This is a genomic window from Paenibacillus lacisoli (genome assembly GCF_030580655.1).
In the GTDB taxonomy this organism is placed as follows: Bacteria; Bacillota; Bacilli; order Paenibacillales; family Paenibacillaceae; genus Paenibacillus; species Paenibacillus lacisoli.
The window spans coordinates 477,364-489,443 of sequence record NZ_JAUQTB010000003.1 but is presented as its reverse complement, the minus strand read 5'-3'; the positions used below and the strand labels follow the sequence as shown (position 1 = coordinate 489,443).

Here is a 12,080-nt window from a genome sequence, read left to right as displayed (position 1 = left end):
TTCAACGGGGTATAACATCATTTATATATGCAGCTGACCCTGTCTCAGGATACTCCGGATTGAAGCGTACAAACTCAAAAAAAGACCCGCACGCTTTCGCATGGGGCCTCCCTCTCTCTTAACTATGCAGTTCTTCATGATTCTGCTGCTTATTCCTTTTCCCCCTGCTTGCAGGGAACCTAACAGCCCGGTGTCGAACCCTTTGACCACAGCGCCTGATATGGATGAGTCCAATTCGGATGAGTTTGATCCAGATACATTCGATAGGGTTGAATTCAATTCGGATGAATTCGAGCCGGGTGGGCTGCTAGCAGATGAGATATCGAAAAACGGATCAGCTTTTTCACAGTACGCTGGTTTCCCCCTTGGTTTTGAATACGGCTTTGTCGCTGTATCCAACCTACCATGACTGGCGCTTTTCCAAATCCGTAGTTCCCCCTGAAAAAAGTCGATCGTCCGCAAACCTTTGGCGTGATCACGCAATGAATGGGCAGAAGCTGCCAGACAACAAAAAAAGGCATCCCTTATACAGGAATGCCCTTTGATCTAATGCCCGCTCTTGAATCCTTTGCCCAGTACTTCATTCGTATTACTGATAATGACAAACGCCTCGGGATCAACCGATTTGACGAGTGTCTTCAGGCGGGTCACTTCGTTTTGACCGACGACCACCATCTGGACGGTTCGCGCATCTCCAGTATAACCGCCTTTGGCTGACAGCTCGGTCAAACCCCGGTCCAGATCATCGAGGATCGCCTTGGAGATCGCTTCAGTCTGTTCAGAGATAATATAGGCTACTTTGGAATAACTAAAGCCTACCTCTACGGTATCAATGACCTTACCTGTTACATAGAGTCCAATCAGCGCGTACAGCGCATTTTCCAGCGATAACGAGATGCCGGCAATCATGATCACCGTGGCATCCAGCATCACCACACAAGTGGAGATGCTCAAGCCGCTGAATTTTTGAATAATCTGAGCCAGAATAGACAGGCCCCCGGTTGACCCCCGCCCCCGGAACACAATGCCAAGCCCCAGACCAACTCCAATCCCGCCATATAACGAAGCCAGGAGCGGATTCGCTGTAGGGATCGGCCAGTCCTTAGTCATATACACAAACAGCGGCAGCAGAACACTTCCCACCAGGGAGCGCATGCCATACTGCCTGCCGAGCAGCAGCACCCCGGCGATAAAAAGAGGGATATTCAGGATCCACTGTGTATACGCCGGTTCGATGCCAAACAGTGCTTTGAATAAAATGGATATTCCGGATACCCCTCCGGAGGCAATACGGTTAGGCAGCAGGAACAGGTTAAAAGCGACAGCTGTGAGGAAACAGCCCAAGGCAATGAGCAGCATATCTACCAGGTTGCGTTTGGGACCGTTCAGCGGCAGCCAATTCCCCCGCCTCCTTCTGCGCTGCTGGGATGTATACGTCGATGACATCAAAATGACTCCTTTTCGTTCTCTTTCCGGTCTGGATTTAGGTATCCCTAAGTTCACACAAAAAATTCCTGCACACCTTCATGTGCAGGAATGTGTTCAACGCGGTTACTCTGCCGCCACCTTGATCTGGCTGCGGAGATATCCGTCGATGAATGGATCGAGGTCGCCGTCCATGACAGCACCGATATTACCGGTCTCTACACTGGTACGGTGATCTTTGACCATGCTGTATGGATGGAAAACATACGAACGGATCTGGCTGCCCCACGCGATCTCGGACTGTTCACCGCGAATTTCATCCAGCTCCTTCTGCTGCTCTTCAATCTTGCGTTCATACAGCTTGGAACGAAGCATTGTCATCGCACGCTCACGGTTCTTGATCTGGGAGCGTTCATTCTGACACGTTACTACGATTCCGGTAGGAAGGTGAGTAATCCGTACGGCGGAGTCCGTCGTATTGATGTGCTGACCACCGGCGCCGCTGGCACGGTAGGTATCAATCTTCAGGTCTTCCGTCCGGATCTCGACATCCACATCTTCAGCAATCTCCGGCACCACGTCACAGGATACGAACGACGTATGACGGCGGCCTGAAGAATCGAATGGAGAGATTCGTACGAGACGGTGTACACCTTTCTCAGCTTTCAGATAGCCGTAGGCGTTAAAGCCTTTAATCAGCAGGGTTACGCTTTTGATTCCGGCTTCATCCCCTGGCAGGTAATCCAGCACTTCCACTTTGAAGCCGCGTTTCTCTGCCCAGCGGGTGTACATGCGCAGCAGCATTTGGCCCCAGTCCTGGGACTCAGTACCGCCTGCACCCGGATGAAGCTCCAGAATGGCATTCAGCTTGTCGTACGGCTGATTGAGCAGCAGCTGCAGCTCGAATTCCTCCAGCTTGGCAACAAGCGCTTTGACATTCTCGCCAATTTCGTCCGCCAGCGATTCATCGCCTTCTTCGTCTGCCAGTTCGGCCATCATCATGGCATCATCGTATTCCTGCTGCAGCTTCTCATATTGGTCCACAGAGGATTTAACGGCGTTCATCTCGGCAATGACGCCCTGCGCTCTCTCGTTATCGTCCCAGAAATCGGGAGCTGACATTTTCTCTTCGAAGTTTGAGATCATTTCCTGCTTCAGATCTAAGTCAAAGAGACCCCCTAAGGTTTGTTAGTTTCTTGCCTATTTCACGCAGGTCCTGCTTTACACTTGGATCGATCATGTACAATTCCACCTCTTCATTAAGATAAGCTCCTCTGAGCGGCATGTACCGCAGGCAGATCGGATTCCCGATCCCTCTGCGGCCATATCCTGTTCAAAGGAGCTCGTTACTTCATCTTATTCAACCGGCAGCCGGATGGCCTGCCGGATTATTCTTCCTGTCCGTGGCAGTGCTTATACTTCTTGCCGCTGCCGCATGGGCACGGATCGTTCCGGCCGATCTGATCTTCCACGTGGACCGGTTTCTTCTCTGCAGGTTCGCCATTGCTGGAGATTTGATTCTCATCCACCACGGCCTGGCGTTCCTGGTTGCTCTCAATCTGAGCCTTCATAATGTACATAGCCACTTCTTCCTGAATGCTGGCGATCATGGCATGGAACATCTCGAAGCCTTCAAATTGATATTCGCGCAGCGGATCCGTACCACCGTATGCACGCAGGTGAATACCTTGACGCAGCTGATCCATCGCATCGATGTGATCCATCCACTTGCTGTCAACCGCACGGAGCACGATAACCTTCTCGAATTCGCGAACCAGATCTTCACCGATCTTCTCTTCGCGTTCCTGGTAGCGTTTCTCCACTTTGTCGTAGATGTATTCAACCATTTCTTCTTTCTCTTTGCCCCACAGGTCATCATGGGTAATGGAGCCTTCGTCCAGCAGCTTGCTGTTCACATAATCAGCAACCTCCTGCACTTCCCAGTTCTCAGGGATGTCATCGCTGCAGTGCGCTTCCACTACACGCTCAATAACAGGCTTAATCATCTCGAATACGATCTGCTTGATGTTCTCGGATTCCAGAACTTCACGGCGCTGTTTGTAAATGATCTCACGCTGCTGGTTCATTACATCATCATATTGCAGGACGATTTTACGAACATCAAAGTTATTGCCTTCTACGCGCTTCTGCGCGGATTCGATTGCACGTGTAATCATGCGGCTCTCAATCGGCTGGTCTTCTTCGAAGCCCAGGCGTTCCATCATAGCCAGAACGTTATCAGCGCCAAAACGCTTCATCAGCTCATCGCCCAGAGACAGATAGAACTGCGTTGATCCCGGGTCACCCTGGCGTCCGGCACGGCCCCGCAGCTGGTTATCGATCCGTCTCGATTCGTGGCGCTCTGTACCAATGATATGCAGTCCACCGAGATCAGATACGCCTTCACCCAGCAGAATATCCGTACCACGGCCCGCCATGTTAGTCGCGATCGTCACGGCGCCGGCTTGTCCTGCACCGGAGATGATCTCCGCTTCTTCCGCATGGTACTTCGCGTTCAATACCTGGTGGCGGATGCCTTTGCGCTTCAGCATTTCAGACAGCAGCTCGGAGTTCTCGATGGAAACCGTACCTACGAGAATCGGCTGATTCTTCGCATGGCGTTCCACGATCGCTTCCACGACTGCGTTGAACTTGCCTTTTTCACTCTTATAGACAATATCGGGATTATCCACACGCTGGTTCGGACGGTTCGTCGGAATCTGCAGTACTTCAAGTCCGTAAATTTTCTTAAATTCTTCTTCCTCCGTCTTCGCTGTACCGGTCATACCGCCCAGCTTGCGATACATACGGAAGTAGTTCTGGAAGGTAATCGTCGCGAGTGTCATGCTCTCATTCTGAACTTCAATACCTTCCTTTGCCTCGATCGCCTGATGCAGACCATCGCTGTAACGGCGGCCTGCCATCAGACGGCCTGTAAATTCGTCAACGATCACAACTTCATCTTCTGTTACCACATAGTCCACATCGCGGCGCATAATCACGTTCGCTTTGAGAGCTTGTACGATATGATGATTCAGTGTGACATGACTCTGGTCATACAGGTTCTCAATCCCGAAGGCTTTCTCCGCTTTCGATACACCCTTCTCTGTCAGCGCAACAGATTTAACCTTGATATCGACTGTAAAGTCCTCTTCGTTCTGCAGACGTTTCACAAAACGGTCGGCTGCAAAATACAGCTCCGTCGACTTCTGCGCCTGACCGGAGATAATCAGCGGTGTACGGGCTTCGTCAATCAGGATGGAGTCCACTTCGTCAATAATACAGAAGTACAGCGGACGCTGTACCATCTGCTCTTTGTACAGGACCATGTTGTCACGCAGGTAGTCAAAACCGAACTCATTGTTCGTACCATACGTAATATCGCAAGCGTAAGCTTCCTGCTTGTCGGAATGGTCCATACCGTTCAGGTTAACCCCTACCGTCATATCCAGGAAGTTGTAGATCTGTGCCATTTCCTGACTGTCACGCTGTGCCAGATAATCATTGACCGTGACAACGTGGACCCCTTTGCCGAGCAAAGCGTTCAGGTAAACGGGCAGTGTCCCTACCAGCGTCTTACCTTCACCTGTCTTCATCTCCGCAATCTTGCCTTCGTGCAGAGCCATACCGCCCAGCAGCTGGACGTCGTAATGACGTTTGCCCAGCACACGCTTGGAGGCTTCACGAACCGTAGCAAAGGCTTCCGGCAGCAGCTCGTCCAAATCTTCGCCCTTCTCAAGGCGTGCACGGAACTCTGCTGTTTTGCCTTTCAATTGTTCATCGGATAACTTAACGAAATCCGGTTCCATTTTATTAATAACATCGACCGTCTTCATGAGACGCTTCACATCACGCTCATTCATGTCGCCGAAAATCTTCTTAACAAGTCCTAACATGGTTAACCCCTTTCGTGCAAAACAAATAATAGAATCAATTTCACACAATTCAAGGGTCCATGAAATTGATCCTGCCCAGTTCATCGAATTGTGACGGCAGATTGATGCCTGCCGCTGCAATTGTTGCTTTGCCTAAATTGTAACAGTTTGTAAGACAAGCCGCAACACACTTGGCCTATTGCCAACCCGTCTACAGCCTATTAGACGCTTCATCTAATGGATAAGTTTCGATACACCTGCGGATTCGCACCAGTCAGCCTTGAAGCATACCCAAAACATCCCATTTCTTTGATTATTCCTCTACTAAAAAGCCGCCGAAAAGAGCCTGCTCCAGCAAAGGAACAGGCTCTTCATTACAATATCACTAAAAGTGAATCTAATATGTGCTAAATCTCATAAACTCAACAACTCTAGCGGGAGTCAGCCAGGTGCGAAGTTCAATAGCTTTCTCTACCTAGTCCTGCTCAATCAGACCATATTTACCGTCATTCCGCTTGTACACGACATTAACCTGCTCCGTATCGATGTTGGAGAATACGAAGAAGTTATGGCCTACCATGTTCATCTGGAGGATCGCTTCTTCCACATCCATCGGCTTGAACAGGAACCGCTTCGTGCGCACGACTTCCAGCTCATCGCTCTCTTCCTCAGCGTCCTCAACAGCTACACTGCTGGAAGGCTGGTCTACGAACAGAGTCTTCAAACCACCGTCGTTGCGGAATTTGCGGTTCAGTTTGGTTTTGTGCTTGCGGATCTGACGTTCCAGTTTACTCACAACCGCGTCAATCGAGGCATACATGTCATCACTCTCATCCTCCGCACGGAGCACCAGGCCCGGCAAAGGAATCGTTACCTCAACGGTGTGAATATCTCTCTTCGCACTAAGTGTTACATTTACATCAGAGGTTGGGGGGGCATCAAAGTACTTCTCAAGCCGGTTAAGCTTCTTATCGACGTACTCTCTCAGAGCTTCTGTGACTTCAATCTGTGAACCACGAATCGTAGTATTCATACAGGTCAGCCTCCTTTACTCTTACACGTTCATTATACCATTTTGTTAAGCCCATGTAAAAACATCCTGCTAGTAATTAAGGGCTTTCTGTCTTTTAAGACAATTCCGTGAAATCGAAACAAATTATATTTGAACGGTATATATCTGAGGAAAGGGGTAAGTATGAAAAAGGATGGGTAAGCAAGGACAGGGGATTTAAGAAACAGGCCGATTGAGGAAATAATTTAGCGTATATCAATTGAAAATATCAACAAAAAACCAGCATTTTGATCAATTTTATTTCGCACAACTATAACAAACAATACAAAACTTTGATCGTTATATCATATTTTCAGAAAAGTTTCGTGATGCCAGCTTGTTTATCTTAGCTCCGAACACCAAGAAAAACCCTGAGGAAAACTCCCCAGGGTCATGCTAGCGTTGTCTAAATTGCTAACCATCTAACCATATATGTAGGTCGGCACTGCCGGGATGATTATAATTTGATTACGTTAGCTGCTTGCGGTCCACGTGCGCCTTCAACGATGTCAAATTCCACGTCTTGTCCTTCTTCCAGTGTTTTAAAACCTTCAGATTGGATCGCGGAGAAATGAACGAATACGTCGCCGCCTTCTGCAGTCTCGATGAAACCATAACCTTTTTCTGCGTTAAACCATTTAACTTTACCTTGCATGCACTAACATTCCCTTCGTCATCAAATGAAGTGAGACTTTCGTCCACAATTCCGACTATACCACCCAAGGTTATCCATTGTCAATTGGAAAAGAAAATGATTTAATTCATTTATTTTCCAGCAATATCCTGCTGCTAACACAGCCGGTTATCATAGACAAAGAAATCTGGTGATTGTATAGAAGTTACAATATAGTAATAACCCGCTTCCCTGTATATTGAAACAGGTGAAACGGGTTAGGAGAAAAATATTTAAAAAATCACACTTTGTTCTTTATAGATCTTATTACGTATTGCAGCAAAGGTATGTCCTTCCACTTGGGTAGCATTATCGCCATTAATACGCTGAGAGTACTCACTGGTTAGTTGAGCAAGATGATAAAATTCCGTCAGTTGACTGAGCCGGATCCAGAAGTCCCAATCCTCAAGAACTTGATATTGTTCATTGATTCCACCTGCCTCAATCGCCAGTTCCCTATCGAACATAACGGTTAGATTGGGTACATAGTTCGTTCTACGAAGGAGCTCAGCGTCAAAATCTCTTGAGTATTCCTTTTTCTTCTCTACCACTCTCCAGAAAGCCCCGGCCTTTTCCTCAATTCTTAGCATTGCATCTGAATACACAACATGGTTATTGCCTTGTACTAATGCATGTACGAGTAAAGCCACATGGTTCGGATATAAGAGATCGTCGTCATCAACAAAATTGACGTATTTACCTATTGCAAGTTCAAGACCCTTTTTCAAAGCATGAGCTCTTCCTTGAGAAGACTTATTCGAGTGGAATTGCACAGTGTGTTCAACTTTTTCAATCAATTCATCGACAGGTGATCCCCCATCATTAATAATTACTACTTCAATGTTCGAATATATTTGCTTATTGAGGCTTTCAATACATCTGGCCAAGAGTTCCGGTCTATTTTTTGTTCTGACTACGATAGAAACGAGGGGTTGCTCTTCAAGTTTTGACAGGTCATCCATTATAGATGCACATGAAATTTCTGTAAATTGATAAAACAAATCGTTATCTACTTCCCGCAGTTTCGATATATATTCTTCTGCATGCTCGGATTCCCCGAGGTATGTCAAAAAGTAAGCTGTATTAAATAATATCTCTTTATCTTGATCATTGATTTCTAAAGCCTGCTCGAAATATGGAAGAACCCTTTTCAGCTGGGCATTTTCAAAGAAAACGACACCTGTTATATTAAACAATTCGAATTGTTCATTCTGAGGGATAGTAAATTTAATAAAGTCCATAATTGTTTTGTCATTATATGAACTGAGCTTCTCAAAAAATTCTTTAGTATTATCTCTATTATCGAGTATACCTTTAAGAATGTCCGGGAGTTCACTTGGTTTAGCAGTTACAATGTATTCGGCAATGTTAAGCTGACTTTTTAATTCAGGCGGCATTAATCCGGAAAGGCTTTGTATGGTAACAGGATCCGTATAATGAAACGGAATGCCGAGCGTATTCGTGATTTCCAAACCGGCTCTTGCCATCAGCTTCCTTATTTCTTTTAGAGTAAAGAAGCGAAGATGCTTTTTCTCCAGAAGGCTGTCTCCTTCATAGTCCCAATTGCCATTTAAGAGATCCCCAACAATGGTGAAGTGCAGTGCGTTATATATTCCGAATATGAATATACCGTCAGGCTTCAGATATTTTCTTAATCCGTCGAGTACACGCCAAGGATCTATGACCTCACATAAAATTTCATCAATTACAATAGCGTCAAAGAACGCTTCGGAATAATTCAGACTTCCCGTATATTCGGCAACATGCTGCACCTCTCCAATTTTGTCTGCTAGACGTACAGCATTTATATTTTTTTCCACACCATATAAGCTGGCCTTCGGAAAATTGTTTCTGATCTGCTGCAGATTCCCACCGGCCTGGCAGCCCACTTCAAGAACTCGAAACTCTTCAAAACTTTTATGATTTTCCTGAAGCTGATCCACGACCCCAAAATTGATCTTCTGTGCATCTGGATCAAAGCCCCATTTATCCATGAACTTTTGTCGGTTTTTGGCAAGGAGCTGTTTAAGCCGAACTGCTTTTTGTTTGAAAGACACACTCCCAAAATGATGAATAAATGTATCTCGGCAGAGCATTAATCGATAACCCGCTTCGCGAATACGAATGGAGTAATCATCATCCTCATAATTGCCCGGTGTGAATATTTCGTCTAATAAACCGATTTGCTTGGCAATTTCAGCTCTAAAAAGATAGCAAAAACCTACGAGTTTTAATCTTTCCTCCCAAAGCTCTTGGTTAGATTGATTGAAATCGGCAGCAAATGCCTGCATGGCTTCCAGCTCAGAGTTATCATAAGGAACGGAAATCTGCTGACCATAGGAGCAATTATTGGTTACACATCCAACAGCACCAATATCAGGACTACTGTTTAAACAAGTAATCATATTATCAAGCCAATGGGAAGTAACCACTGTATCGTTATTTAGAAGCAGGATTAGTTCTCCAGTAGCTGCCTCTATACCCTGGTTACATCCTTTTGGAAATCCAAGATTTTCATCGTTCAGAATGAGCTTAAGATCCGGCTGTTCTTTCAGCCATTCCCTGGTACCATCTGTAGATAAATTATCGACGATAATGATTTCATAAGTCTCTGGACTTGTGTATGTGCGTATACTATCAATACAGAGTTTTGTATATTCTAATTGATTATAAGTTAATACAACCATACTGGTTTTCATCGTAGACCTCCTGTCATTTAAAAAGCCCTGGGTAACCAGGGCTCTTCGACAATATTCACTTCTTTTTATCCATTAATATGGAGTCTGGCGCGTAATTCAGTTCATATGCATTTCTTTGTATCTTGGAAGTTTGCCTTTGGACAAGCCATTGAGCTGCTTCTTGCTTATATTTTTTCATTTGCTTCGAAATTTGCTCATCATAGAATAAAATTCTAGCAAGTTCATCTGATACTTTCGAAGTTAATTCAAGCTTGCCCTCGTGAACCAAACTTACCAGTTCTCCTCGTTCTTGTACAAACAGAGATAACTCTTCCCAAGTACAACTATCTAGACGAGATGATAAAGCTTCCGTTTTTTCTAAAAATGCTGTTACTGAACTTTCCATATTAGTTAGCCTCAGAAGAACCTGCAACGAGTTTACTTGCTTCAACCCATGCTTCACGCAGATCCATTAAATATCCAAGTGCCTCTGTAGCCCCGGCGGTATCCTTTTTCATGTTGGATTGAATTAAAAGATACGTCATATATTCATATAAGCTGTACAGGTTTTTGGAGATTTCATATTTCCGATCCAAAGTAACGCTGAGCTCATTAATAATCTTTTGAGCTTTGACAAAATTAATATTCATTAGTTGAAGATCTTCTGTTTCAATACCCTTGATTCCGGCGCGGACAAAACGAATTGCGCCATCATATAGCATAATTAACAGCTGGGCAGGAGAAGTCTGAACGGCAGCCTGTCTATATTTCTCTTGTGGAGTAGTAATCACTTGATTTGCTCCTTCCTATCAACCATTCAAGAAGTTGGTTAAACTGGCCGACTGGTTATTAAAATTGCTTAATGCCTGTTCCATTGCCGTGAACTGCTTATAATATCTGGTTTCCATATCATTCAAGCGGTCCTGCAGGGTGGAAATCCGCTTATTATACTCTTTTAATTCCTTGCCCATCAGACTTTCAGGCAAGTACGCCTTAGTCGTATCAGAGGAAAGTTTGGATGTACCGGCTTTCTTGGAAATCTGATCAAGCACGCCATTAAGCTTGTCATAAAATTTATTGAAAAGCCCGCTCTTTGTCGAAGTAGCAGCAGTGCCCTGGAAGAAAGAAGTTACACCTTCAGGATTTGATTCAATAGCCTTTGTCAGCTTGGCTTCATCTACATATAACTTACCATTCTCAAAATATTGTCCTGTTGTAATCCCCATGGAAGCCAGGTTGACGGATCCTCCGCCTAAAGCTTCCGTTATGATGCCGCGCATCATGCTGATTGTTGATGTTAGGATATCATCACCCTTCAGAAGTCCACTTTGGGCCTTTTCATTCCAAAGTTTGATGTCGTCTTCACTCATATCCTTCTTCTGCTCATCAGTCAGAGGAACATAGTCCCTATACTTTGCCTCGCCTATTTTTGTATTTAATGTTGCGATTAGATCGTTATAATCCTTAACGAATGATTTAATTGTTTCCACAGCCGTCGAAGGATCTGACTGCGTTGTAATTTTAGAAGGTGACCCTTCATTCGTCGAGTTTAGCGTGAGTGTTACCCCGTTAACCGTGAGCGTATTGGAACTAGGCGTATACGTTTGAGAACCTTCATCCGTAGTCACTGTAACTTTGGCCGATGCTCCCTTAACAGATTGGGTAAAAACTCCGAGTGTAGCGGACAGGCCGCTAACTGTTATATCGTTATTTTCCCCATAATTTTTAGCTTTGATAGAAAACTGACCACTTACTTCGTCATAGACAGCCGTTACCCTGGAATTGGTTCCGCTTGTAATCTTATTGATAACTGAGGCGACTGTATCTTCTGATGTAATATCCACCTTGAGCGCATCAGCATCCGTATCCGCACCAACCTTAATCATGATTGTTGCCGAATATGTTGTCTTACCATCTGCCGATGTAGCTGCAGTAAAGTCAGACGAATTATAAGATGCCAAATCGCTCAGCTTGGTTGTCAATAATGCAGATTTTCCGCCAGCTGTTAAAGTATTAGCTGCTTTTACCGTTTCTTTAGTTGCAAGAGAAGAGACCTCTACAGACATGGCTACTCCATTAGCACCGCCACCTGCTTTGGCAGAAACGGCATCCGTGTTGCCACTTACAACGGCTTTCTGAGTAACCATTGCTGTAGAGCTCCGGTAACTCGAAATTTTGTTAACTCGGAAATCAACCAGTTTACTGTTTATATCACGATAAGCGTCCCGTTTCCATTCCAGGAGCTGTTTCTGCTGATTCAACTTATCGAGAGGGATTTTTTGAGCAGACATCAGCTGTTTAACAATACTGTCTGTATCCATGCCTGAAGCCAAGCCGCCTACACGCAGTAAGCTGCTGCCGTTGATTGTTGTCATACT

At 45.3% G+C, this 12,080-nt stretch carries 10 protein-coding genes; 1 reads left to right on the top strand and 9 read right to left on the bottom strand.

The genetic code is table 11. The features are described from left to right. Positions 1-136 precede the first annotated feature (136 nt). The gene (locus Q5741_RS09140) at positions 137-409 is read left to right on the top strand and encodes a hypothetical protein (RefSeq protein WP_305023759.1); all 273 of its coding nucleotides are present in this window, start codon (positions 137-139) and stop codon (positions 407-409) included. A gap of 137 nt (positions 410-546) precedes the next feature. On the opposite strand, the gene Q5741_RS09135 is transcribed toward Q5741_RS09140, so the two are convergent. The 9 genes from Q5741_RS09135 to fliD all read right to left on the bottom strand — a co-directional run bounded on the left by Q5741_RS09135 (position 547) and on the right by fliD (position 12,077). Then, positions 547-1,446 carry a YitT family protein gene (locus tag Q5741_RS09135; protein ID WP_305023758.1) on the bottom strand — a complete coding sequence of 300 codons (900 nt, stop codon included), beginning with the start codon at positions 1,444-1,446 and terminating at the stop codon, positions 547-549. 105 nt (positions 1,447-1,551) lie between these two features. After that, a protein-coding gene (gene prfB, locus Q5741_RS09130) for a peptide chain release factor 2 (protein WP_305023757.1) occupies positions 1,552-2,665 on the bottom strand; the annotation gives its coding sequence in 2 pieces (ribosomal slippage) (positions 1,552-2,592 and positions 2,594-2,665; 1,113 coding nt in all). Between the two features lie 148 nt (positions 2,666-2,813). Beyond that, on the bottom strand, positions 2,814-5,321 hold the full coding sequence (secA, locus tag Q5741_RS09125) for a preprotein translocase subunit SecA (RefSeq protein ID WP_305023756.1): 2,508 nt from the start codon (positions 5,319-5,321) through the stop codon (positions 2,814-2,816). 454 nt (positions 5,322-5,775) lie between these two features. Next, positions 5,776-6,333 carry a ribosome hibernation-promoting factor, HPF/YfiA family gene (hpf, locus tag Q5741_RS09120; protein WP_305023755.1) on the bottom strand — a complete coding sequence of 186 codons (558 nt, stop codon included), beginning with the start codon at positions 6,331-6,333 and terminating at the stop codon, positions 5,776-5,778. A 475-nt stretch (positions 6,334-6,808) separates the two neighbouring features. Beyond that, a complete protein-coding gene (locus Q5741_RS09115) occupies positions 6,809-7,006 on the bottom strand; it encodes a cold shock domain-containing protein (protein WP_018887618.1) in 198 nt (65 codons plus the stop codon). Positions 7,007-7,257: 251 nt separating this feature from the next. Then, positions 7,258-9,723, bottom strand: coding sequence for a glycosyltransferase (locus Q5741_RS09110; protein ID WP_305023754.1), 2,466 nt, complete (start codon positions 9,721-9,723; stop codon positions 7,258-7,260). Between the two features lie 55 nt (positions 9,724-9,778). After that, the gene (locus tag Q5741_RS09105; RefSeq protein ID WP_305023753.1) at positions 9,779-10,108 is read right to left on the bottom strand and encodes a hypothetical protein; all 330 of its coding nucleotides are present in this window, start codon (positions 10,106-10,108) and stop codon (positions 9,779-9,781) included. Between the two features lies 1 nt (position 10,109). Continuing rightward, positions 10,110-10,493 carry a flagellar export chaperone FliS gene (gene fliS, locus Q5741_RS09100; RefSeq protein WP_305023752.1) on the bottom strand — a complete coding sequence of 128 codons (384 nt, stop codon included), beginning with the start codon at positions 10,491-10,493 and terminating at the stop codon, positions 10,110-10,112. Between the two features lie 18 nt (positions 10,494-10,511). Next, positions 10,512-12,077 carry a flagellar filament capping protein FliD gene (gene fliD, locus Q5741_RS09095; protein WP_305023751.1) on the bottom strand — a complete coding sequence of 522 codons (1,566 nt, stop codon included), beginning with the start codon at positions 12,075-12,077 and terminating at the stop codon, positions 10,512-10,514. Positions 12,078-12,080 lie beyond the last annotated feature (3 nt).

Coding starts and splice junctions, on each gene's coding strand:
- Q5741_RS09115 (WP_018887618.1), bottom strand. CDS start 7,006: ATGCAAGGTAAAGTTAAATGGTTTAACGCAGAAAAAGGTTATGGTTTC.
- Q5741_RS09105 (WP_305023753.1), bottom strand. CDS start 10,108: ATGGAAAGTTCAGTAACAGCATTTTTAGAAAAAACGGAAGCTTTATCA.
- fliD (WP_305023751.1), bottom strand. CDS start 12,077: ATGACAACAATCAACGGCAGCAGCTTACTGCGTGTAGGCGGCTTGGCT.
- Q5741_RS09140 (WP_305023759.1), top strand. CDS start 137: ATGATTCTGCTGCTTATTCCTTTTCCCCCTGCTTGCAGGGAACCTAAC.
- Q5741_RS09135 (WP_305023758.1), bottom strand. CDS start 1,446: ATGTCATCGACGTATACATCCCAGCAGCGCAGAAGGAGGCGGGGGAAT.
- Q5741_RS09110 (WP_305023754.1), bottom strand. CDS start 9,723: ATGAAAACCAGTATGGTTGTATTAACTTATAATCAATTAGAATATACA.
- secA (WP_305023756.1), bottom strand. CDS start 5,321: ATGTTAGGACTTGTTAAGAAGATTTTCGGCGACATGAATGAGCGTGAT.
- hpf (WP_305023755.1), bottom strand. CDS start 6,333: ATGAATACTACGATTCGTGGTTCACAGATTGAAGTCACAGAAGCTCTG.